Raw genomic sequence first — 24319 nt, 5'->3', positions numbered from 1 at the left:
CACTCTTTTTGATTTGGCGCAAAAAGATTAGGAATTTTACTGTTAGTTTCCTCGCGCAGTTACACCTGTAAAAAAGAGGAAAGCAATGGACGTCAGTCGCAGACAATTTTTTAAAATCTGCGCGGGCGGTATGGCTGGAACAACAGTTGCAGCATTGGGCTTTGCCCCGAAGCAAGCACTGGCTCAGGCGCGAAACTATAAATTATTACGCGCGAAAGAGATCCGTAACACCTGCACATACTGTTCCGTAGGTTGCGGGCTATTGATGTATAGCCTGGGTGATGGCGCTAAAAACGCCCGAGAAGCGATTTATCACATTGAAGGCGACCCGGATCATCCGGTAAGCCGCGGTGCGCTGTGCCCGAAAGGGGCCGGTTTGCTGGATTACGTCAACAGCGAAAACCGTCTGCGTTACCCGGAGTATCGTGCGCCAGGTTCTGACAAATGGCAGCGCATCAGTTGGGATGAAGCATTTTCCCGTATTGCGAAGCTGATGAAAGCTGACCGCGACGCCAATTTTATAGAGAAGAATGAGCAGGGCGTAACGGTAAACCGTTGGCTTTCTACCGGTATGCTGTGCGCTTCCGGCGCCAGCAACGAAACCGGGATGCTAACCCAAAAATTTGCCCGCTCCCTCGGGATGCTGGCGGTAGACAACCAGGCACGCGTCTGACACGGACCAACGGTAGCAAGTCTTGCTCCAACATTTGGTCGCGGTGCGATGACCAACCACTGGGTGGATATCAAAAACGCTAACGTCGTGATGGTGATGGGCGGTAACGCTGCTGAAGCGCATCCCGTCGGTTTCCGCTGGGCGATGGAAGCAAAAAACAACAACGATGCAACCCTGATCGTTGTCGATCCTCGTTTTACGCGTACTGCTTCTGTAGCGGATATTTACGCACCGATTCGTTCTGGTACGGACATTACGTTCCTTTCCGGCGTTTTGCGCTACCTGATCGAAAACAACAAAATCAACGCCGAATACGTTAAGCATTACACCAACGCCAGTCTGCTGGTGCGTGATGATTATGCTTTCGAAGATGGTTTATTCAGCGGCTATGATGCTGAAAAACGCCAGTACGATAAGTCGTCCTGGAACTATCAATTCGATGAAAACGGCTATGCGAAACGCGATGACACTCTGACTCATCCGCGCTGTGTGTGGAATCTGCTTAAACAGCACGTTTCCCGTTATACGCCGGAGGTTGTGGAAAACATCTGCGGTACGCCGAAAGCTGACTTCCTGAAAGTGTGCGAAGTGCTGGCCTCCACCAGCGTACCCGATCGCACAACGACCTTCCTGTACGCGCTGGGCTGGACACAGCACACTGTAGGTGCGCAGAACATCCGCACGATGGCGATGATCCAGTTGCTGCTCGGCAACATGGGTATGGCCGGCGGCGGCGTGAACGCACTGCGCGGTCACTCCAACATTCAGGGCCTGACCGACTTAGGTTTGCTCTCAACCAGTCTGCCGGGTTATCTGACTTTGCCGTCGGAAAAACAGGTCGATCTGCAATCCTATCTTGCAGCGAATACGCCGAAAGCGACGCTCGCTGAACAGGTGAACTACTGGAGCAATTATCCGAAGTTCTTCGTCAGTCTGATGAAGTCTTTCTATGGTGATGCCGCACAGAAAGAGAACGACTGGGGCTACGACTGGCTGCCGAAGTGGGATCAAGCCTACGACGTCATCAAGTATTTCAACATGATGGATGAAGGCAAAGTCACCGGTTATTTCTGCCAGGGCTTTAACCCGGTTGCGTCCTTCCCGGACAAAAACAAAGTGGTGAGCTGCCTGAGTAAGCTGAAGTACATGGTGGTTATCGATCCGCTGGTGACGGAGACTTCCACCTTCTGGCAGAATCACGGCGAGTCGAATGATGTCGATCCGGCGTCTATCCAGACCGAGGTATTCCGTCTGCCGTCCACCTGCTTTGCCGAAGAAGATGGCTCTATCGCTAACTCCGGTCGTTGGTTGCAGTGGCACTGGAAAGGTCAGAACGCACCGGGCGAAGCACGTAACGACGGCGAAATTCTGGCGGGTATCTACCATCATCTGCGCGAGCTGTACAAAGCCGAGGGTGGTAAAGGCGCAGAACCTCTGCTGAAAATGAGCTGGAACTACAAGCAGCCGCATGAGCCGCAGTCTGACGAAGTGGCAAAAGAGAACAACGGCTATGCGCTGGCCGATCTCTATGACGCTAATGGCGTACTGATCGCGAAGAAAGGTCAGTTGCTGAGCAGCTTCGCACATCTGCGTGATGATGGCACGACAGCGTCTTCTTGCTGGATCTATACCGGTAGCTGGACCGAGCAGGGTAACCAGATGGCCAACCGCGATAACTCCGACCCGTCCGGTCTGGGGAATACGCTGGGATGGGCCTGGGCATGGCCACTGAACCGTCGTGTGCTGTATAACCGTGCTTCAGCGGATATCAACGGCAAACCGTGGGATCCGAAACGGATGCTGATCCAGTGGAACGGCAGCAAGTGGACGGGTAACGATATTCCAGACTTCGGTAATGCCGCGCCGGGTACGCCAACCGGGCCGTTTATCATGCAGCCGGAAGGGATGGGACGCCTGTTTGCCATTAATAAAATGGCGGAAGGTCCGTTCCCGGAACACTACGAGCCGATTGAAACGCCGCTGGGGACTAACCCGCTGCATCCGAACGTGGTTTCTAACCCGGTTGTTCGTCTGTATGAACAAGACGCACTGCGGATGGGTAAAAAAGAGCAGTTCCCGTATGTGGGTACGACCTATCGTCTGACCGAGCACTTCCACACCTGGACCAAGCACGCGTTGCTGAATGCCATTGCTCAGCCGGAACAGTTTGTGGAAATCAGCGAAACACTGGCAGCGGCGAAAGGTATTGCCAATGGCGATCGTGTCACTGTCTCCAGCAAGCGTGGTTTTATCCGCGCGGTGGCAGTCGTTACGCGCCGTCTGAAGCCGCTGAACGTCAACGGCCAGCAGGTGGAAACGGTGGGTATTCCTATCCACTGGGGCTTTGAGGGTGTCGCGCGTAAAGGCTATCTCGCTAACACTCTGACGCCGAATGTCGGTGATGCCAACTCGCAAACGCCGGAATATAAAGCGTTTTTAGTTAACATCGAGAAGGCGTAAGGGGGCGATTACATGGCTATGGAAACGCAGGACATTATCAAAAGGTCCGCAACAAACTCCATCACGCCGCCTTCGCAGGTGCGTGATTACAAAGCAGAAGTCGCGAAACTTATCGACGTTTCCACCTGTATCGGCTGTAAAGCCTGCCAGGTGGCCTGTTCGGAGTGGAACGACATCCGTGACGAAGTAGGGCACTGCGTCGGGGTTTATGATAACCCCGCCGATCTGAGCGCCAAGTCCTGGACGGTGATGCGCTTTAGCGAAACCGAACAGAACGGCAAGCTGGAATGGCTGATCCGTAAAGACGGTTGTATGCACTGTGAAGATCCGGGCTGCCTGAAGGCGTGCCCGTCTGCTGGTGCGATCATTCAGTACGCTAACGGCATTGTCGATTTCCAGTCCGAGAACTGCATTGGTTGTGGTTACTGCATTGCCGGGTGTCCGTTTAATATTCCGCGCCTCAACAAAGAGGACAACCGGGTATATAAATGTACGCTCTGCGTTGATCGCGTCAGCGTCGGTCAGGAACCTGCTTGTGTGAAAACCTGTCCGACCGGAGCTATCCACTTCGGCACCAAGAAAGAGATGCTGGAGCTGGCTGAACAACGCGTGGCGAAACTGAAAGCGCGTGGTTACGAACATGCTGGCGTCTACAACCCGGAAGGGGTCGGTGGTACGCACGTCATGTACGTGCTGCATCACGCCGATCAGCCGGAGCTGTATCACGGTCTGCCGAAAGATCCGAAGATCGATACCTCGGTGAGCTTGTGGAAAGGCGCGTTGAAACCGCTGGCAGCAGCTGGCTTTATTGCCACCTTTGCCGGGTTGATTTTCCACTACATCGGCATTGGCCCGAATAAGGAAGTGGACGATGACGAGGAGGAGCATCATGAGTAAGTCGAAAATGATTGTGCGCACTAAGTTTATTGATCGCGCCTGTCACTGGACCGTGGTGATTTGCTTCTTCCTGGTGGCGCTGTCCGGGATTTCGTTCTTCTTCCCGACGCTGCAATGGCTGACGCAAACCTTCGGTACGCCGCAGATGGGACGCATTCTGCACCCGTTTTTCGGCATTGCGATTTTTGTCGCGCTGATGTTTATGTTCTTCCGTTTTGTGCATCACAACATCCCGGATAAGAAAGATATTCCGTGGCTGTTGAACATTGTCGAAGTATTAAAAGGCAATGAGCACAAAGTGGCGGATGTCGGCAAGTACAATGCCGGGCAGAAGATGATGTTCTGGTCGATCATGAGCATGATTTTCGTGCTGCTGGTGACCGGGGTAATTATCTGGCGTCCGTACTTTGCGCAGTACTTCCCGATTCAGGTGGTTCGCTACAGCCTGCTGATTCATGCAGCAGCGGGTATCATCCTGATCCACGCCATCCTGATCCATATGTATATGGCATTCTGGGTGAAAGGGTCGATTAAAGGGATGATCGAAGGGAAGGTGAGCCGTCGCTGGGCGAAGAAACACCATCCGCGCTGGTATCGTGAAATCGAGAAGGCAGAAGCGAAAAAAGAGAGTGAAGAAGGGATATAATCTCTTTTGAACTTTTAGGCGGAAAATGGCGCTGTAAGAGGCGCCATTTTCAGATTGTAGACATCGTGGGCGGATGCGGCATGAACGCCTTATCTGACCTACAAACCGTTCAAATCTAATAGATTGCAGTAAACGTGTAGGCCTGATAAGCGTCGCGCATCAGGCAATGTTGCGTTTGTCATCAGTTTCAAATGGCGCTTTATAAGGTGCCATTTTTTATTGCGTAACCAGACGGCGCAACCGCGACACATCCACCGTTTTCTCAGCCTCTGCCAGACTCCAGGCATTTTGCAGATTCAGCCACATTTGCGGCGAACTGCCGATCACCACGGAAAGTTTAATCGCCATTTCTGGCGTCAAAGCCGCTTTTCCGGTCAACAGTCGGCTTGCCGTTGAGGGCGCAATTTCCATTGCTCTGGCAAACTCGCGCAGGCTGACGTTCAGTTCGTCCAGTGATTCCTGAATAATGTCCCCCGGGCGGGGATGATTGGCCATTTTCATCAGTGATAGTCCTCGTAATCCAGTATGTATGCATCGCCATTGACGAACTCAAACGTGATTCGCCAGTTGCCTGATACAGATATTGCCCAGATGCCATCGCGATCGCCGCTTAATGGGTGTAGTCGGTAACCGGGCATATCGATATCAGCAAGACAGCTTGCTGCATCAATCACAGCGAGTCGGTGGCGTAATCGTTTGACTTGCGTCGGTATAACGCCGGAGGTTTTGCCGAGAAGAAACAAGTCACGCAATCCCTTGTGTCTGAAATTCATTATCATCTCTTCATCCTTGTTCCTTCGAGAGGAACACTATCACTATTGTTCCGTGCAGCGCAACAAATTTCGCTACGTTTTCGCGAATTGTGAGGGGAAAGGATAGTGAGGAAAAGAAGATGAGTTAAATTGCGGAAAGCGTCTCGCAAAACAGGCTGCGACTCAAACCGGACAGTCGCAGCAAAGGTTGTTTAGCGACGGAAATCAATCACCATACGACCGCGAATTTTGCCTTCTTCCATCTCGGTAAAGATGGTGTTGATGTCCGCTAACGGACGCAGGGCAACTTTTGGTACAACCTTACCTTCGGCGGCAAATTGGAAGGCTTCGGTTAAATCCTGACGCGTACCAACCAGTGAACCGACCACTTCAATGCCATCCAGTACCAGACGTGGAATATCCAGGCTCATGGATTCCGGCGGCAGACCGACTGCCACAACACGTCCGCCTGCACGGACAGCATCAACCGCTGAGTTAAATGCAGCTTTAGCCACCGCCGTTACTACCGCCGCGTGTGCGCCGCCGACTTTCTCCTGTACAATTTTTGCGGCGTCTTCGGTACGTGAGTTAATAGCCAGATCTGCGCCCATCTCTGTTGCCAGTTTCAGTTGCTCATCATTAACGTCAATAGCGATCACTTTGGCATTAAATACATTTTTCGCGTATTGCAGGGCGAGGTTTCCCAGGCCGCCAAGCCCATAGATAGCAATCCACTGCCCAGGACGAATCTTTGACAGTTTTACGGCTTTATAGGTGGTGACGCCCGCGCAGGTAATGCTGCTGGCTGCCGCGGAATCCAGGCCGTCCGGCACTTTTACCGCGTAATCGGCTACCACAATGCACTCTTCAGCCATCCCGCCATCAACGCTGTATCCGGCATTTTTGACCGAACGGCAAAGCGTTTCGTTGCCGCTGTTACAGTATTCGCAATGACCACATCCTTCGTAGAACCATGCTACGCTTGCGCGATCGCCCGGCTTTAATGAGGTCACGCCCGGGCCGATCTCTGTCACAATACCAATGCCTTCATGCCCCAGAATCACGCCGGTTTTATCACCAAAATCGCCATTCTTGACATGGAGGTCGGTGTGACACACGCCGCAGCATTCCATTTTCAACAGAGCTTCGCCATGTTTCAGCGAGCGTAGCGTTTTATCCGTAACGTCAACATGATGATCCTTCGTAACAACCGCTGCCTTCATAGTTTTCTCCTTTTGAGATGATGTTCTGCATAACAGATGAGGCAAATGAGATTTATTTGCCACTACCCAGTATGGATGAGATCTGAAAAAGAGAGAGGAAAATTGCCCGGCAGCATTTACCACCGGGCGGAGACTTAGATGGAGGTGCGGCGGTAATCGCGGTACTCAGCAGTCCAGAAATTATCATCAATGGCTTGTTGTAAGGCTTCGGCGGAAGTCTTCACGGCCACGCCTTGTTGTTGCGCCATTTTGCCAACGGCAAAGGCAATTGCGCGAGAGACTTTCTGAATGTTTTTCAGTTCCGGCAGTACCAGACCTTCGCCGTTCAGTACCAGCGGCGAATACTGCGCCAGGGTTTCGCTGGCTGACATCAGCATCTCGTCGGTAATGCGCGATGCGCCGGAGGCTATAACGCCAAGCCCAATGCCTGGGAAGATAAAAGCATTGTTACACTGAGCGATAGGGTAGACTTTATCTTTCCACACGACGGGATTGAACGGGCTGCCTGTAGCCACCAGCGCGTTGCCTTCAGTCCAGGCAATAATGTCCTGCGGCGTAGCTTCAACACGTGATGTCGGGTTAGAGAGCGGCATGACGATCGGGCGCGGGCAATGCTTGTGCATCTCGCGAATGATCTCTTCCGTGAACAGTCCTGCCTGCCCGGAGACACCAATCAAAATATCCGGTTTCACATTACGCACGACATCCAGCAACGACAGCACATCGCTTTCGGTATCCCAGGTGCTGAGATTGTCACGCTTTTGCACCAGTTTGGTCTGGAAAGGCAGCAGATTTGGCATTTTGTCAGTAAGCAGACCAAAGCGATCCACCATAAAGACTTTCTGACGTGCTGCTTCTTCGCTTAATCCTTCGCGCTGGGTCTGGGCGATGATCATTTCGGCAATGCCGCATCCAGCAGAACCTGCGCCGAGGAAAACAATTTTTTTCTCGCTTAACTGTCCACCCGCCGCGCGGCTGGCAGCAATCAACGTACCGACTGTTACTGCTGCGGTGCCCTGAATGTCATCATTAAAGGAGCAAATTTCATTACGATAGCGGTTCAACAGCGGCATCGCGTTTTTTTGCGCAAAGTCTTCAAATTGCAGCAGAACGTCCGGCCAGCGTTGTTTCACTGCCTGGATAAACTCATCAACAAATTCATAGTATTCGTCGTCGGTGATACGCGGATTACGCCATCCCATATATAACGGATCGTTCAGCAGTTGCTGGTTGTTAGTACCGACGTCCAGTACCACCGGAAGCGTATACGCCGGGCTGATGCCGCCACAGGCGGTATAGAGCGACAATTTACCGATTGGAATGCCCATTCCGCCGATACCCTGGTCACCAAGCCCCAGAATACGTTCACCGTCGGTTACTACAATCACTTTGATATTGTGGTTTGGCACGTTTTGCAGAATATCGTCCATGTGGTGGCGGTTCTGGTAAGAGATAAACACACCGCGTGAACGACGGTAGATCTCCGAAAAACGTTCACAGGCCGCGCCGACAGTTGGTGTATAGATTACGGGCATCATCTCATCAAGATGATTATTCACCAGGCGGTAGAAGAGGGTTTCGTTAGTGTCCTGAATATTACGCAGGTAAATGTGTTTGTCGATTTCGGTTTTGAATCCCTGATACTGGATCCACGCACGTTCTGCTTGTTCTTCGATGGTTTCGACCACTTCCGGCAGTAACCCCAGCAGGTTGAAGTTACGGCGTTCTTCCATACTAAAGGCGCTACCTTTGTTCAACAATGGAAATTCCAGTAGTACAGGGCCAGCGTAAGGAATATAAAGCGAACGCTGTTTTTTGGTTTTTGGTTCCATGTCACTCACTCTTTTTTGAATATCCGTCCCTGGCGCGCTTTTATCGTCTTTGCTTTACCGCCAGGGGATCGACCACAAGTATAAAGCAGATAAAAACAAAAACACCATTGCACGGGCAATGGTGTTTAATCGTCATTGAGGACTGGTTGTTAAGCATTATTTTTCAGCGTGGCGTTTTCTGCCAGTTGGGATATTTATCACGCTGGTTTTGTCACCTTCAGTGACTATTTTGCGCTGGTTAGAAATTTTATGATCCTGTCCAAGAATATGACGTGCCTGACGGTTAGATTTCATTTTTACTCCTCAATCCTGTTGCTAGTTTTAAGGACAATATCGCCGTAGCGACAACACGAGCTAAACCCCTCAATCAGGTTGCCTATCAAGCATAGCAGTTTAAAGAGAAGGCTGCCGGCAGCTAACCATATATTTCTGGCCGATATCACTGAGGATGTCGTTACTGAAAGCGCTGGTTTTGTACTTTATTCGGAATATCCCGCTTATCCACTTGCTGTATCTCTGATGGTCTATAATTTCCTTTTTAAGCCGACAGGAGAGCAATAATGACAATCCATAAGAAAGGTCAGGCACATTGGGAAGGTGACATCAAACACGGTAAAGGGACTGTCTCCACCGAAAGTGGCGTGCTGAACCAACAGCCCTATGGTTTTAATACTCGTTTTGAAGGCGCAAAAGGAACTAACCCGGAAGAGCTGATTGGTGCGGCCCACGCGGCATGTTTCTCAATGGCGCTTTCGTTGATGTTGGGAGAGGCCGGGTTTACACCAACGTCAATTGATACCACTGCCGATGTTTCGCTGGATAAGGTTGATGCTGGTTTTGCGATAACCAAAATCGCATTGAAGAGTGACGTTGCGGTGCCGGGCATTGATGCCGCTACTTTTGACGGCATTATTCAAATTTTTAGTGGCAAGGCGCGACTAATCCAGGCTGGGATTTCTTCAGCAGGTAAAGGGCGTGAGAAGAAGTAACCCTGAATAACGCGGCAGTTAATCTTGCGTAGCATCTCAAATTGTTCTTTCGTTTCCACGCCTTCCGCTACCGCCGTTAAGTTCAGACTTTGCCCTATGCTTGTAATGGCCTCCAGCAACGCGCGAATGCGTTTTTCCGTCAGACAGCGATCGACAAAGCTTTTATCGATTTTGATTTCGGTCACTGGCAGACTGACTAAGCGAGACAGGCCGGAAAACCCGGTACCAAAATCATCGACAGATAAACCCACTCCCATATCGCGCAGGATCTGAATACGTCTGAAGATCTCCGTATCATGTTCCATCATCATGCTTTCTGTGATTTCCACCGTGAGCTGGTGGCCATCAATCGCCCAGGCTTTCATCGCATCTGAGACCTGATTGGGTAGCTGATTATCGCGAAAATGCAGCGCTGACAGATTTACAGATAGCGCCGGAATATGGATATTCTGGCTACGCCACTCTGCCAGCTGGCGGCAAGCTTCAGTGATGACCCAGTTGCCAATGTTTTCGATTTCACCAATTTCTTCTGCCAGAGGAATAAACCGTTAAGGGGGAACATGACCATGCTGCGGGTCATACCAGCGAGCGAGGGCTTCAATTCCGTACAGTTCGCCGGTCTCCGCAAAGATCTGCGGCTGATATACCAGTTTCAATTGGTTGTTGCTAATCGCTTCTTTCAGCGCCGCGCCCAGAATTAGCCGTTCTTTCACCATTTCATTCATCGCAGGGCTAAAGAATTGCCAGCCGTTACCACCGCTTTTACGAATAAAATCCATCGCATTATGGGCAGTCGAAAGCAGGTAGTCGCGGTTTTTACCGATGTCGTAACTGATGCCAATGCTTAACGTCAGTGGAAAAAGCTTATCGTCAATCACAATGGGTTTATTGATGATGTTACGTAATTCATCGGCGATCAGCGTAATGTTGCTGACTTCACTCTCCAGGCTTAATATCATCGCCAGTGTTATGTCCCCATGTGTCATTAATCTCTTTGAATTTATCGACGTCAATGATTAGCACGGACAAAGGTGTACCGCTCCGGTTGGCATGGGCGATTTCCCGTTTGAAGATTGTCGGCAGGAATCTACGGTTAAGCAATTTTGTTAACACATCCATACCAACTTCGTGGCGCGATACCTCTTCGAACAGTTCGCGCAGTAAGGTGATAATTTGCGAAACAGAATTTCTTATCTGTAATAGAAACTTTACCCGCAAGCTTTTGTTGCTAAGGTTTTTACTGTTACGCATGGTTTGCTGAAAAATACCATCAAAGTCTTGCACCAGACGAGAGATATGACCCACTTCAGCAATACCGCTAAAATAATGGCGGCCCTTGTGGTTAAACCATAAACCGAAATCGGCCTGACTTAACGGTAAACTACCGCCTAAATCAGAATTCAGCAGAACTTTGTAGATAATTTCTATTTCCCATGAAAGTAGTGAGGCCATTTGTCGTTCTTTTTCTTCTTCGGCGTTTTCCAGTAATGAGAAGATGCGATAATTCTCATCTTCTTTTGCTGCACTACTGTCGCTAAAGGTAAATGCACGAGTCATCACTTCCATGGCTATATCAATACTGTTGATCGAAAAATGGTAGACCTGAAGTTTTTCTGCAGGTGAATAATCAGAGGAGAAGATCACCGGGTAGAGAATTTTTTTTAATACCCGAAAGCCCATTTCGACAATTTCGACCGGAATGCCAATACGAGCATGTACTTCAGCGACGGTGTGCTGGATTTGTATAAGTCGTTCAACATCATCAACTTGAGTAGAAAGCACATTAATGATCCTGTGTTCCATTGCATTCTTAAGTTGCTTTTCAACCTGTTCGTTGCTCAGAAACTCTTCTGCATGGGGGTCAATACGGACAATACGATAAAACTCAATGCTTAAGTAATGCGCGTGCGTAACGGCAATTTCAGCGGCTTTGGCGCGAATGAGAGGATCCGCTTGTTCGACAAGCCCGGTCCACTCATCCTTCATTCTTTTAAAGTACATCTCCATAATTCAGCCCCTTATACGACTGGAAAAGTAGACGGAATCGAAAAACGAAACGCAACACATGGACAGGCTTACTACATCATATTCTCCTGAATATGAAGCGATAATGAAAAGAAATAAACGAGTTAGACGGTTTTAATCTACGCTACTGTTGTTCTGAAGAGTATAGCCCATCATAATTATTTTTTGGTGGTAGCAAATATCGCCTTGTTTTTCATATTAATGCGTTTTTATCAGGGGTTATGGTCGTTTGATGTTTACAGGAGGGGGAATTATCAGTGGAAAATTTTCGCTGGGTGAGAAGCCGGTGATTAAGTCACCGGCGATGGCTCAAAGGATAAAAGGCGGAGTTAACTTCCCCAGCGGCTTTGCAGGTAACTAACGGCTTGCTGGGTTTGTGGTTTATTCAGATAGTCTTCGCGGAACAAGATTGTGCCGCTAATTTCTGGCACCGCGTCGTTAAGATCGAGCTGCTTTTTCAGTTCGGGCACGCCGCCGTTAACCATCCAGTCAGGTTCCATTTTTGAAGGTTCTCCAACTTTATAGAAGGCGATACCAATATAGAGCCTGGTTTTGGTCGGTTTGACCACATCTGCCCACCATTTTGCCAGTACGTCATAACGCGCGGCGCTCCGCGAGAAAGGCCAGTAAATTTGCGGCGCAATATAATCCAGCAATCCCTGTTCGACCCAACGGCGGGTATCCGCATAGGACTCATCATAGGCTGCTGCACCTCGGGTATCGGAACCGCGCGGATCGTGTGAACGATTACGCCAAACGCCCGCCGGGCTTACGCCAAATTCGACTTCCGGTTTCAGGCTTTTAATGGTGCGCGATACTTTGGCGATTAATTGCTGGGTATTGTTGCGCCTCCAGTCTGCCTTCGAGGCGAAGGCTCTTCCGTATTTACGGTATGTCTCGTTATCGTTAAGCAGCGAACCCGGTGATTCTGTGTAGAAATAGTCGTCGAATTGCACGCCATCTATCGGGTAACGAGAAACGACTTCCGCAACAATATTGGTGATCCAGTCCTGAACTTCAGGGATACCCGGGTCGAGGACAAAACGGTCGCCAGCAGTTCTGATCCAGTCACGATGTTGCACATAGACGCTGGCTGGTTGTTGCGTCAGAGTACTATTTAATTCTCTGATCGTACCTGGTTTAGTATTGACCGATACACGGTAGGGGTTAAACCAGGCATGTACTTTCATCCCGCGCTTGTGGGCTTCGTCGAGCATAAATTGCAGCGGATCGTACCCCGGATCCTCTCCAATCTTTCCGGTCATAAAATCGGACCACGGCAATATTTTTGATGGCCAAAGGGCAGTGCCATCAGGTTTTACCTGGAAAAAAACCGTATTAATACCGAGACGTTGCAAGTGGTCGAGTTTATCGATCATCGCTTGTTGTTGTACACGGATGCGGCTGGTGGAGTTACTGATATTAACAGAAGAAACCGGAGGCCAGTCGAGACGGGACACCGTCGCCAGCCAGATGCCGCGCATGGGTTGCGACGATTGTTGTGCTGTCGCTGGTGGCTTTGATGTTGCGGGTGGCGTAACCATTGAAGTTGGTGGAGTGCTCTTACAACTAGACAGTAAAAGCGCCAGTGCAACGAGTGCAGATGGTTTTTTAAGCGCTAATTTCACATTTCGGGAGCAGATATCCATATATGCTGGTTTCCGGTAAACAGATGTGTTGCTCATTCTCGTACTTATCTGGGGCAAGTCAATACGACAACAGGTACGAAAAAGGGAGCGATTAATTATCGCTCCCTTATCTTATTACTGCTCAGACATGATTAGTGTTTCTTATCGTCCATCACAATATAGTGGGGCGAACGTGCGCGGGGATGCAGAAAGAAATGTCCTTTTGGCGCATTCTGGCTGTTAATTGGCTCCAGTGTCACACCGGTATTCGCTTTACCTCTACGATCGTGGATGGCATAGAGAATAAACGGCAGGGAAAGTACCACCAGGAAACTCACCACCAGTAATTCGACATACATATCAGTCGAGTCACCCTGGATATTATCCGGCGGCAGGAACGAGACGATAAACGCCATAATTGAGGTCAACAGACCAGCAATGGCTACCACCAGTTTGACGCCTTTACCGCCCGGGATATTAAATGTGCGTTTTAAATCAGGATGTTTAATGACTAACACAATGTAGCCAATAAACAGCATGAAATAAGCGCACAGATAAATCACGACGGTAAGCGCCAGCGCAATCAGGAAGGACATGTTATTACCACCACCGGTATTGGTGAGGATAATCAACGCAATAGAGGTAATCACCAGTTGAGAAATAACCAGTGTTACCGGCACGCCATTTTTGTTCATTTTGGCGAAGTTGGCTGGCAGCAGGTTTTTCTGTGCGGTGACGTACATACCGCGAGAAGGGCCAACAATCCAGGAAGCGATTTCCGCCAGAACGCCCAACAGCAGTAGTGCTGATATGACGCGAACCGTCCACTCAACTCCTGGTGCTACATGAGATATCAGAACTGTGAAGGTTTGCATTACCCCGGCGGAGAGGTTGATTTCATTTCCAGGAATGACCATCGCAATGGACAAACCGCCTACTGAACTTAAGCAGATTGCCGCCACCATCAATAGCAGCATCGCTAACGGGTAATCGCGCCCAGGGTTACTCATTTCATTGACGTGTGTCGCGGATGCTTCGACCCCCATGTAACTGAGAATAAAGGCAACGAACACCACTAACGTGCCAACTTTAGAGAAATCAGGGAAGAAGGTTTTCGCATCCATTTCGATAGCAACCGACGCACCGGAGTGCAGATAAATCGCCGCTAATGCAATCAAAATAAATGCTGGTAGCAGGATCCCGGAGAAGAAGCCAACTTTGGCGATTCGCGCGGTATATTTCGTACCACCAAACTGCGTGAATGCCAGCGCCCACAAAATAATGAGTGCCGCAATAGTTTTGGTGATGGGATCGTCATTTAGCGCTGGCCATTTCAGGATATAGGAGAGCGCCCCTAACACAAAATAGAGCATTGGAATGAAGCCGATGGCGATTTGTAGGTAGCCAAATGAAATGGCCGCAAAGCCCCATTTTAACCCCAGAGTATTTGATACCCATGCGAATACGCCGCCTTCTTCCCAGCCTTCCACGGTGGCCATTTCCGCCGCGCAAAGGCCGACCGGAATAAACCACAAAATCCCGCCTAACAACAGAAAGAAGACCAGTGAAAAGCCGGATGTTGCGAAAGTTGGGTATTCATAAACAGCCATGACCATCGATGCCGTAATGGCGAAGAAGCCGAGTAATGTTAGCTGCTTTGCTTTACCTGTCTGTACTGATGTAGCCATATTATCCCCTTAAAACGGAACTCCTGTCGGAACCGCACCTGTCTTGTTCTGAAGCGTATTCAGCGCAATATTTTTCATTGCTAATGCCAGTGAACAGACTTTGGAGTTTGCCCCGGGACAAGATGTCGGCCCGGGGCGCCGTTACTGTTTAAACGTTATCAGGTATGTTTAAAGCTGTTCTGTTGCGCAATACCCTGCAGTTTCGGGTGATCGCTGAGGTATTTCAGAGAAGCCTTGTAGTCTTCCAGCAACAGCTCAGCAAAGTCCATTTCGAAACCACGACGACACATAATGCGCATCACCACGATGTCAGAGGCTTCACCGCTGAGGGCGAAGGCCGGAACCTGCCAGCCGCGCAGGCGCAGACGTTCAGAAAGGTCATACAGGGTATACCCCGGATCTTCTCCGTCTTTCAGCCTGAAGCAGACCGCCGGAATACCTTCATCCGGGCGACCGGTGCAGATGAACTCATACGGCCCCAGTTTGGCTATTTCATCCGCCAGGTAGGTGGCAACCTGATAAGAGGCATTCTGCACTTTGGTGTAACCTTCACGGCCGAGGCGCAGAAATTCATAGTACTGGGCAATCACCTGACCCGCCGGGCGGGAGAAGTTGATGGCGAAAGTCCCTATCTGACCGCCAAGATAGTCAACGTTGAACACCAGTTCTTTCGGCAGCGCCTCTTCGTCACGCCAGATAACCCAGCCGCAGCCCAGTGGGGCAAGGCCGAATTTATGGCCCGAAGCGCTGATGGATTTCACACGCGGCAGACGGAAGTCCCAGACGATATCCGGGGCGACAAACGGCGCAAGGAAGCCTCCGCTGGCGGCGTCGATATGCATGTCGATATCAATACCGGTATCGGCCTGGAATTTATCCAGCGCATCATGCAGCGGTTGCGGGAATTCATAATTACCGGTGTAAGTCACGCCGAAGGTCGGCACCACGCCGATGGTGTTTTCGTCGCAGGCTTCAATCATGCGTTTCGGATCCATAAATAACTGACCGGGACGCATAGGGATCTCGCGCAGTTCCACATCCCAGTAGCGGGCGAATTTATGCCAGCAGATTTGTACCGGGCCGCACACCAGGTTGGGTTTATCCGTTGGTTTACCCGCAGCTTCCATACGTTTGCGCCAACGCCATTTCATCGCCATGCCGCCGAGCATACAGGCTTCGGAAGAACCAATGGTGTTGGTGCCAACGGCCTGACCATTTTTCGGCGCAGGCGCATGCCACAGGTCGGCAACCATGTTTACACAACGCAGATCAATGGCGGCAGATTGTGGATATTCTTCTTTATCGATCCAGTTCTTATTAATCGACAGATCCATCAATTTATGCACATTTTCGTCGTCCCAGGTCTGACAAAATGTAGCGAGGTTCTGTCGGGCATTACCATCCAGATATAATTCATCATTGATAATTTGGAATGCGACATCTTCTCGCATTTCATGCAGCGGAAAACGTTTAGACTCCGCGATAGTGGAAATAGATTTCGTACCAAAACGTGAGTCAAGCAGCTCTGATCTTAAATCCATTACTTGCTTCTTATCCATTTCAAACTCCTTAAAATGATTGGATCTCATTAAAAAAGTAGGATTTATCGATAAGGTAAGCAAGCGCATTGGCTTTGTAATTAAATAACAAAATCCTAAGCTTATTTTGTTATTGAGAATAAAAATGTAAAAATTATCGAGACAAGGCGAGGGGATTACAAAAGCCAACTGTTTGAATATGTTGCTATAACGTTGAGTCATTATGCCTGGCGATATTTATCACCAAGCGATAAAGTCTAAATAAGGTTATTTATTACCGTGCATTTGCTTTGCTACATCCATAACATAATAAAGAGGCACTTTGTTTTTAGCTAACTCTACAATGGCATTCAAATAAGGCACCATTGTTGAAAAAAGAATTTTATAACCTTCGCAAAAATATGAAACCGTCTCATTATTCACTTTGGTTATGCGATGTTTTGGACATCCACCGTTACATATTGGTTTGTATACACAGTGTTGACATCTTGTCGAGATTAATTTTTTCTGCGCAGTTAGCTTCGTGCTGGTCATCGTAATGAGTTCTGCGTTGTTAATGTTACCCACTTTATATTGCGGATAGACAAAATGGTCGCATTCATAAATATCACCATTGCTTTCTACGACCAGATTATCTTTGCAGGACTCCTGAAAAATGCAGCTTGTATGCCCATTCCCGAGGAATCGACTAACAAAACTTTCAAACTGGCGGATAAATATATTACCAACATCATTATTTACCCATTCCATAAAAATAGCTGACATAAACTTGCCATAGGCAGTGGGGGGAACAGAAAAATCAACGATATGAAATATATTTTCGGCACGACCACTGAAATCGATATTCGGCGTTCCTGTTTCCAGCAACTCGATAAACTGCATATGCTTGCTGCCGATGGATTTCAAGAAATTATAAACGTCAAGAGGGTGATGAACGTTGATATTGTTGATGACAGTTAATGTGTTGAATTCAACCTGATAACTTTTTAAACGCTCAATAGCCGCCATGACTTTCGTAAATGTGCCATTGCCAGAATTACTTCGTCTGTAACGATCATGAAGTTCCTCTGGGCCATCGATAGAGATACCGACTAAAAATTGATGTGCTTTCAAAAAAGCGCACCAGTCATTATTCAATAATATTCCATTGGTTTGTAATGCATTATGTATACGCTTTGTACCAGCATAGCATTGCTGATAATGAATAACTTTTTGGAAAAAATCCAGACCAGCCAGAGTGGGCTCACCGCCTTGCCAGGTGAAATAGACCTGATCGCCTGAAGCTGTGATGTATTGTTTAATAAATTCTTTCAGCGTGTGATCATCCATCCATTTTTCATGTGAAAACTGGGCTTCTTTTTCAAGATAAAAACAGTAATCGCATTTGAGATTACATTGAAAACTGGAAGGCTTGGCTGTTACGTGCATTGCTATCTCACTCATTAAGGCGGCAGAGCGATCTCTGCCGCGTAAAGGTTTAGTTATTTCGCTTCACTTAGCGCTTTCTTAATATTATTAAATTTCTCCTGGTTCACCTGACTAAGCGGCGGTTTACTGCTGTTGATAAACTCACTCACCACGCCTTGCATCTCTTTAACAACTTGCGGATTGGCTGCTGCAAGATTATCTTTTTGCTGGAGATCGGTGAGTTTGTACAAACCTAACTGGTTATTCTCTACGGTATATACGAGAGAGTAATCATTATTTCTTACCGTATAAGAGAACTGGCTCAAATCTTCGGTGTTTGGGTTATGTGGGTATTCATCTGATTCATGGCGGACGAATTTGTGGTAGTTATTCCAGAAAGGAATATTTTCTTCATCGAACCAGTGAGAATAAGAGGTTACCCAGGTTAAGTTCTTATGTGGTTCACCTTGCTTTTTATTTTGCAACCAGGGAAGTAGTGAAACCCCATCAAGTTTGAGATTTTTGGGAATGGAGATATCTGCAGCATCAAGAGCAGTAGGGTAAAAATCCATTGCGGAAATTAACTTGTCATAAGTCCCCGGCTGGAGTTTGCCTTTCCACCACATAAACATCGGCGTATGCGTTCCTCCGGGATAGGTCTGACTCTTATAGCCTTTTTGCGCGCCATTCAGCGGCAGTGGGCCATCGATAACCGCCCCGTTATCGGAAGTAAAGAGAATAATGGTATTGTCGTACTGACCATTTTTTTTCAACTGTTCCAGAATACGTTTTACGCCCTGATCAACAGAATAAACTGATGCATAGTAGTTATCCGCAGTTTGGCTGCCGGTATTAAACTGTTTCTGATACTGATCGGGGGCAGGGTTGTCATTGGGTAAATGCGGCGCATTATAAGCCAGATAAAGCATAAACGGCTGGTCGAGCGTTTTGGCACGATCGACAACACCAATAGCCTCATCCGTTAACTGATCGCTGATATAGCCTTTAGCGGGAATTCGTTCACGGTTTTTAAACAGTGAAGGGGAGTTATAGTAAGCGGTTCCCGCGGCATGGAACCCCATAAAATAATCGAAGCCGCGATTTTGCGGTTGCCACTCTTCTGCTGAAAATGTGGTGAAGTTGTCATGATAATCCCGTGTTTGTTTATCTTCAGGAACCGGGACATTATTGATTTTTGATAAGTGCCATTTACCCACTGCCGCAGTGTAATAACCATGATTCTGGAATAATTCCGGCAGAAAAGTTTCACTCAGAGGAATACCATCCTGAGCATCAGTATTTGAGTAAACGCCAAAACGAGCAGGCGCACGTCCTGTCATAATCGCTGCGCGTGAAGGACCAGAAACTCCATGAGCGACATAACCGTTGGTAAATCGTACACCTTCATCCATTAGCGAAAGCAGGGTCGGTGTCGATTTTTTTGCGGCCTCAATGGCTTTATCAATACCTATTTTGTAGGTATCGACAACTTCCCGGTTTTCCATTGTTTTAGGATCAAAAGAGCTTTTATCAAATGGCAGTTGCCCATAGCCCAGATCATCCATGGTCAATACGATAATATTTGGCTTACCTTTAGTGCTGTATTCTGTCGGTGTAAAATCAGAGAAAGCAACGTTGGTCTTGGTTGCTTTCAGCTTTACATCATCTGCTGCATGAGCGGCAAATGCGGTCATACCAGATGCCAGTATTAAAGATACTGACGTGCTTATAACACTTTTCTTCAGTACAGACTTCATAATATTTCCTCTTCTTATTGTATTTAACCTACAGGTAATTTTATGAAGAAAAATAAGTAAGTGTAAGTGAAGTAAGTCACAATAAAGTACAACAGATAACACCAAAAAAAGAGGGAATCAGAGGCCTGAATATGTTGACAAATCTCAGATTTATACAGAGTAAATTCTGGCTGCTAAATAACTATCTCATTGAAAATATTTGGTTCTTGTTAATATCATCTGTAATGGTAACTTTGGCACATCACAAAATATGGTGCAATTGGCGATCCAGTTGCAATAATTTTGTGATTGTTATCATGTTATAAATCAATCACTTTATTTCTGAGTTATTTATAAAACAGATTTCATACCCGGTAAGTACATTTCACCTTACGATTATGCTTTATCTATTTGTGCCGTTTAAATAAATAAATAAAAAATCATTTTTTATTTTTGTAAAAATCTTATAAAAACACTAATTATCTGAACTCCTGGCGCTACGACTGCTTGCTTGCTCTCAAAACTAATAACATCCAATAAGATAAATGTTGTTATATGAAAATATATCAACGTGTCTTTATCGTCGTCGGGCTTTGTTGACCCGTTGACGTTTTGTTTAACCATTGCAACACTCACTTTAGCTGTATGAAAACGATAAATCTGATGAGAGTGGCGAGAAGCGAATGAGATAAATATAACTGGACAAGGAGTATTACTCATGAACACTATCTACCGCGTTATATGGAACCATACGCTGGGCGTATACCAGGTTTGCTCTGAATTAACAAAAAGAATGACTCAATCCTTTGCTTTAACTCTTTCAGGGCGATCGGAGTTAAATAAAAAACATAATCGCTATCCTCAACTGCAGCAGATTACATTAATTATCACGCTGGGATTATCTTCATCGACATTGGCTGCTACGACATTTAATGGAGAGTACACTTTCGATGAAAATAAGAGCTATGCAGGTTATATCGTTGGAGCAAACGCCAGCGGCACGCTTAATATTGGCACAAAGATCGTTGCATCAGTGAGTGATGCCAGTTCATCTGTTATTGGTCAGGGAACTAATTGCTGATACAGCTATTATTCATGACGCAGGCCATACCATTTTTACAGGTAATAACATTTACGACGGTTACACTAATATAAATGGCGGTATTCTGACCATTGCTTCTCATTCTGAAAATGGCGATGATGGCCTTGGAATCAGTAAGGTTATCATCTCACAGAATGGCAAGTTACAAATAGATGCAGCAAACTCTGAGAATGATAACTTTCGCTTTAAAAATATGCTATCCGGGAGCGGGATATTAAATGTCAATCTGTCTTCCACTAATAAAATTTATACCTTTATGGATTCTACAGGTAATGCTTTCACCGGCATTACAGAAATGGACAGGAGCACATTCATCCTTGAAAAGGCAAATACTGTTACATTAACCCATGCCATGCTGCAGTGATCAACTTAAAACGCAAAGCAACCGTTATGTTGTACAACTGGGCGGGGACCTGGCACAGTGGAACGGCAACAGTCAGGATCGCTGGCATTTAGGTATCATGGGAGGGTATGCCAATGAACACAGTAATACCCGAAATGAACGCGTAGGTTACCACTCGGATGGACGTATTGATGGTTATAGCGTGGGGATGTACGGCACCTGGTATCAGAACGACGCCGACAAAGTAGGGGCATATGTAGATAGTTGGGTACTGTATAACTGGTTCAACAATACAGTGGAGTCCGATCATCGTCAGGGAGACAGCTACCGTTCACGTGGTTTTACGGCCTCACTGGAAGCTGGTTATCTACAACAGTGAGGTGTATGCGGTAAAAATGAACGGCACGAAGATTAGCCGCGAAGGAAGCCGCCATCTGGCCGAATTGCGTACCGGCGTAGAGGCGAAACTGAATAACAATCTTGCGATGTGGGGAAATGTCGGCGTGCAAATTGGTGATAAAGGCTACAGTGATACGCAGGGAATGTTAGGGGGAAATACAGTTGGTAGTATTCATTCAGGAGGGCTTCGGGATGTCCGAGGTCCTCTTTGAATTTGAAATATTGGTAAGCAGGGAGAGTTTCTGCCATTAATTCCCGGAACTATCCACTCGTTCACGTAAACATCGCGCTAATTGACCGACCGTTTTTTCTCCGGTAGCCGCTTCGACAGTCAGGTTCTCCAGCGAGTTATCAACGTCACGGATACGGATGCCATTGCGCCAAAGAAAGGTCATAGTAACGAAAAATGCGGTACGTTTATTACCATCATGAAAGATGTGACCGCGAGCGATGGCAACCCAGTAGGTTGCTGCCAGTTCAAACAGGTCAGTAACGCCCTCGTAGTGAACACGATTCTGCACGCGATAAATCAACGCCTGTGCTCTGCCGGGGTCAGTCAGGCCCGCCACACCGGGAAAACGTTGCAAAATTCGATCGTGGAAGGCAATGACCTCCTGTGCACTGACCCAAATCATCGATCAGTCAACGCTTCAATTGTGTGTTCATGACGTTGCATGATGGCATCAAATTCCGCGTCCAGTTTCGCATTTTGATACGCCTCGAATGCGGCTTTACTAATGAGCACGGCTGAGCTGCCGTCGCGACGGGTGATTTCAACTGGCTCACCATTCAACGCGGTATCCAGTACAGTGGCAATATTGGCTCTGGCTTGTGTGGAAGTGTAAGTTTGCATGTCTTCTCCTGAATTGTACCATTAAGGTGTACGCTTTAATTGTACATCACCTCTGCGCTGATAGGTGAGTGTATTTCGCCAATCACTCAGCGCCGACGTATTCATCTAATCAAGAAGGGGATATCGCCAACATATCAAACGGGTAACGGCCTGGTTGACCATGGGCGGCAAATGATATGGATAGTAAGTGATATTTAACATAATATAAATTATGCGCACCAAAAGATAGTCAGGCAGAATCCAGCGCTTTGTGCCGCCATTTGTTCTGGTTATCATTAGTCCCTCAGAGCTTTTCCTCCAGTACAAATCCTTCTTCATCATTATGGTGTCATCGGTCGATGAATTACGCCGTTGATAAAATGCATGGCAGTAAGTTTCTATCTACACTTTGGATAACGCGCTGACAGGAGTAAAAGCATGTCTGACTGGAATCCTGCTTTATATATGCACTTCGCCGCCGAACGATTGCGTCCAGCAACGGAGTTGCTTGCCAGAATCCCACTGGAAAATGTCTGGCAAATTGCCGATATCGGCTGTGGTCCCGGTAATAGCAGCGCCCTGTTGTATCAACGCTGGCCAGCAGCCAGGATTACAGGCATTGATTCATCTCCGGCGATGATTGCTGAAGCTCGTATAGCTTTACCGCAATGTGAGTTTGTAGAAACAGATATTCGCGACTGGCAACCTGAACGCTCACCTGAACTTATTTTCGCCAATGCTTCGTTACAATGGCTGCCCGATCATTATGAACTCTTTCCCCGTCTGGTTTCGTTACTGGCTCCGCATGGCGTGCTGGCTGTGCAGATGCCAGATAACTGGCTGGAGCCGACCCATGTATTAATGCGTGAGATAGCCTGGGAGCAAAACTATCCAGATCGAGGACGTGAACCACTGGCTGGCGTTCATGCCTATTACGATATTCTGAGCGAAGCTGGGTGCGAAGTTGATGTCTGGCGAACGACCTACTATCACCAAATGCCCTCACACCAGGCGATTATTGATTGGGTCACCGCCACTGGCTTACGTCCATGGTTGCAGGATTTGACCGAGAGCGAACAACAGCATTTTCTTGAACGCTACCATCAGATGCTGGAGGAGCAGTATCCGCTGCAGGAGAACGGGCAGATACTGCTGGCATTTCCGCGGCTGTTTGTTGTTGCCCGACGTACAGAATAAAAGTTACGTCAGTTGATAATGGCGATCAGGGAGAATCTTTGGAGGAATCGCCGTTTCATCGTTCATCTGTAACAGGTCTATTTCGATGGCGTTACAGATAGCATCAAGCGGTAAGTCATTGTTTTCTATTCCGAACGGATCTTCCAGTTCCTCCGCCAGACAATCCAACGAAATGAACGTGTAGGAAATCAACACAGAGATAAAAGGCGTCATATAATGCAAGTCCACTACTAAAGCGAACGGTAGCATTATGCAAAACAGATAAACTGTGCGATGCAAAATCAGAGTATAAGCGAATGGAATTGGCGTGTGTGCAATACGTTCACACCCTGCCAGCACTGAAGATATATCATTAAGCCGATCGTTGAGACTAATAAAAAGGATGTCGGAAAGTACTCCGTTTCGGCGTTGAATGGCTAACCATTCCCCCATTATCAACAAAATACGGTTGGCCGGAGAGTTAGACTTAAGCACGCGCTGAAGGGAGTCAGCCTTAAGGTATTTGGCCAACACTTCTGCCTGCGGTTGTTTACGTAATGTCATACGTAAACAGTGAGCAAAAGCAATTTGCAATCTAGTGAACTCTCTTACGCTTACTGTATCTGGCAATGTCGTTTTTACTTCACGCAACAATGACCGTGAAGCAATCATCAGTTGTCCCCAAAGTTGCCGCGCTTCGACATAACGTGCATACCCCGCGTTGTTACGAAAACCGAGAAAGATTGCAATGGCGACACCGATAATACTGAACGGCGCAAGAGTAAATTTGATCCCCAGATGCGTATACCAGGGCAGTATAATTAGAACGGCGATAGAAAAGAGAAAGTTTAGTAGCAAGCGTGAAAATATCTTGGATAATACGGAACCGTGCCAGACAAAAATACGACGCAGCCAATGCTGTTGTGGACGAACAATCATGGTTATCTTCAAACATGGAACTTTCGCTCTATTA

The 24319-nt window shown here is 47.6% G+C and carries 19 protein-coding genes and 4 pseudogenes; 8 read left to right on the top strand and 15 right to left on the bottom strand.

The features are described from left to right. Positions 1 to 85 precede the first annotated feature (85 nt). Genes fdnG through fdnI form a run of 3 tightly spaced genes read left to right on the top strand, consistent with a single transcriptional unit; the run spans position 86 to position 4676 of the window. Positions 86 to 3133 (top strand): formate dehydrogenase-N subunit alpha, encoded by a 3048-nt coding sequence (gene fdnG / locus EA14781_RS04830; protein WP_077776584.1) that lies wholly within the window; start codon positions 86 to 88, stop codon positions 3131 to 3133. A 12-nt stretch (positions 3134 to 3145) separates the two neighbouring features. Continuing rightward, a complete protein-coding gene (fdnH, locus tag EA14781_RS04825) occupies positions 3146 to 4030 on the top strand; it encodes a formate dehydrogenase N subunit beta (RefSeq protein WP_001240583.1) in 885 nt (294 codons plus the stop codon). Beyond that, the gene (fdnI, locus tag EA14781_RS04820; protein ID WP_000045636.1) at positions 4023 to 4676 is read left to right on the top strand and encodes a formate dehydrogenase-N subunit gamma; all 654 of its coding nucleotides are present in this window, start codon (positions 4023 to 4025) and stop codon (positions 4674 to 4676) included. The genes fdnH and fdnI overlap by 8 nt, the downstream gene beginning before the upstream one ends. Before the next feature lie 216 nt (positions 4677 to 4892). On the opposite strand, the gene EA14781_RS04815 is transcribed toward fdnI, so the two are convergent. From EA14781_RS04815 to sra, 5 genes are all read right to left on the bottom strand, one after another. Continuing rightward, the gene (locus EA14781_RS04815) at positions 4893 to 5177 is read right to left on the bottom strand and encodes a HigA family addiction module antitoxin (RefSeq protein WP_000781370.1); all 285 of its coding nucleotides are present in this window, start codon (positions 5175 to 5177) and stop codon (positions 4893 to 4895) included. Next, positions 5177 to 5455, bottom strand: a complete 279-nt coding sequence (locus EA14781_RS04810; RefSeq protein ID WP_000605676.1) for a type II toxin-antitoxin system RelE/ParE family toxin — start codon at positions 5453 to 5455, stop codon at positions 5177 to 5179. The genes EA14781_RS04815 and EA14781_RS04810 overlap by 1 nt, the downstream gene beginning before the upstream one ends. Positions 5456 to 5640: 185 nt before the next feature. Beyond that, positions 5641 to 6651 (bottom strand): alcohol dehydrogenase AdhP, encoded by a 1011-nt coding sequence (adhP, locus tag EA14781_RS04805; protein ID WP_000642386.1) that lies wholly within the window; start codon positions 6649 to 6651, stop codon positions 5641 to 5643. A 134-nt stretch (positions 6652 to 6785) separates the two neighbouring features. Beyond that, on the bottom strand, positions 6786 to 8483 hold the full coding sequence (gene maeA / locus EA14781_RS04800; RefSeq protein WP_000433443.1) for a malate dehydrogenase: 1698 nt from the start codon (positions 8481 to 8483) through the stop codon (positions 6786 to 6788). Between the two features lie 156 nt (positions 8484 to 8639). Continuing rightward, complete coding sequence (gene sra, locus EA14781_RS04795) at positions 8640 to 8777, bottom strand: stationary-phase-induced ribosome-associated protein (RefSeq protein ID WP_000841562.1); 138 nt, start codon at positions 8775 to 8777, stop codon at positions 8640 to 8642. Between the two features lie 266 nt (positions 8778 to 9043). Between sra and osmC the strand changes: the two are divergent. Further along, positions 9044 to 9400, top strand: a pseudogene (osmC, locus tag EA14781_RS04790) (peroxiredoxin OsmC); the annotation flags it as partial. Here the strand turns inward: osmC and EA14781_RS25615 are convergent. From EA14781_RS25615 to EA14781_RS04740, 7 genes and pseudogenes are all read right to left on the bottom strand, one after another. Next, positions 9397 to 10425, bottom strand: a pseudogene (locus tag EA14781_RS25615) (EAL domain-containing protein); the annotation flags it as partial. The pseudogenes osmC and EA14781_RS25615 sit on opposite strands and share 4 nt — an antisense overlap. After that, positions 10424 to 11479 (bottom strand): annotated as a pseudogene (locus EA14781_RS25610) (diguanylate cyclase domain-containing protein); the annotation flags it as partial. The pseudogenes EA14781_RS25610 and EA14781_RS25615, both read right to left, overlap by 2 nt. A gap of 347 nt (positions 11480 to 11826) precedes the next feature. Then, a complete protein-coding gene (locus tag EA14781_RS04770; protein WP_000350413.1) occupies positions 11827 to 13146 on the bottom strand; it encodes a glycoside hydrolase family 10-like protein in 1320 nt (439 codons plus the stop codon). Positions 13147 to 13277: 131 nt separating this feature from the next. Then, complete coding sequence (gene gadC, locus EA14781_RS04760) at positions 13278 to 14813, bottom strand: acid resistance gamma-aminobutyrate antiporter GadC (RefSeq protein ID WP_000246030.1); 1536 nt, start codon at positions 14811 to 14813, stop codon at positions 13278 to 13280. A 158-nt stretch (positions 14814 to 14971) separates the two neighbouring features. Then, complete coding sequence (gad, locus tag EA14781_RS04755; RefSeq protein WP_000358831.1) at positions 14972 to 16372, bottom strand: glutamate decarboxylase; 1401 nt, start codon at positions 16370 to 16372, stop codon at positions 14972 to 14974. A gap of 246 nt (positions 16373 to 16618) precedes the next feature. Then, a complete protein-coding gene (locus EA14781_RS04745) occupies positions 16619 to 17779 on the bottom strand; it encodes an anaerobic sulfatase maturase (RefSeq protein ID WP_000558513.1) in 1161 nt (386 codons plus the stop codon). A gap of 53 nt (positions 17780 to 17832) precedes the next feature. Further along, on the bottom strand, positions 17833 to 19515 hold the full coding sequence (locus EA14781_RS04740; protein WP_024164794.1) for a sulfatase-like hydrolase/transferase: 1683 nt from the start codon (positions 19513 to 19515) through the stop codon (positions 17833 to 17835). Between the two features lie 697 nt (positions 19516 to 20212). Between EA14781_RS04740 and EA14781_RS22705 the strand changes: the two genes are divergently transcribed. The 3 genes and pseudogenes from EA14781_RS22705 to EA14781_RS24135 form a co-directional block, all read left to right on the top strand. Next, a complete protein-coding gene (locus tag EA14781_RS22705; RefSeq protein WP_071586018.1) occupies positions 20213 to 20575 on the top strand; it encodes an ESPR-type extended signal peptide-containing protein in 363 nt (120 codons plus the stop codon). Next, entirely contained in the window at positions 20535 to 20960 is a 426-nt protein-coding gene (locus tag EA14781_RS04735) for a hypothetical protein (protein ID WP_024164793.1), read from the top strand. Before EA14781_RS22705 ends, EA14781_RS04735 begins: the two co-directional genes overlap by 41 nt. A 1-nt stretch (position 20961) precedes the next feature. Continuing rightward, a pseudogene (locus EA14781_RS24135) lies at positions 20962 to 21507 on the top strand (autotransporter outer membrane beta-barrel domain-containing protein); the annotation flags it as partial. A gap of 79 nt (positions 21508 to 21586) precedes the next feature. Here the strand turns inward: EA14781_RS24135 and EA14781_RS04725 are convergent. Then, positions 21587 to 21973 (bottom strand): type II toxin-antitoxin system death-on-curing family toxin, encoded by a 387-nt coding sequence (locus EA14781_RS04725; RefSeq protein ID WP_000638401.1) that lies wholly within the window; start codon positions 21971 to 21973, stop codon positions 21587 to 21589. After that, positions 21970 to 22191, bottom strand: coding sequence for a type II toxin-antitoxin system Phd/YefM family antitoxin (locus tag EA14781_RS04720; protein WP_001195490.1), 222 nt, complete (start codon positions 22189 to 22191; stop codon positions 21970 to 21972). Before EA14781_RS04720 ends, EA14781_RS04725 begins: the two co-directional genes overlap by 4 nt. 417 nt (positions 22192 to 22608) lie before the next feature. Here EA14781_RS04720 and tam point away from each other — a divergent pair, with 417 nt between their 5' ends. Continuing rightward, positions 22609 to 23367, top strand: coding sequence for a trans-aconitate 2-methyltransferase (gene tam, locus EA14781_RS04715; protein WP_001286532.1), 759 nt, complete (start codon positions 22609 to 22611; stop codon positions 23365 to 23367). Positions 23368 to 23370: 3 nt separating this feature from the next. Here tam and EA14781_RS04710 read toward each other — a convergent pair whose 3' ends face one another. Beyond that, positions 23371 to 24285 carry a bestrophin family protein gene (locus tag EA14781_RS04710; protein WP_024164792.1) on the bottom strand — a complete coding sequence of 305 codons (915 nt, stop codon included), beginning with the start codon at positions 24283 to 24285 and terminating at the stop codon, positions 23371 to 23373. Between the last annotated feature and the right edge of the window lie 34 nt (positions 24286 to 24319).

It is taken from the genome of Escherichia albertii NBRC 107761 = DSM 17582 (assembly GCF_000759775.1).
Lineage (GTDB): Bacteria > Pseudomonadota > Gammaproteobacteria > Enterobacterales > Enterobacteriaceae > Escherichia > Escherichia albertii.
The sequence above is the reverse complement of the archived record's forward strand: the minus strand, read 5'-3'. Positions and strand labels throughout refer to the sequence as shown.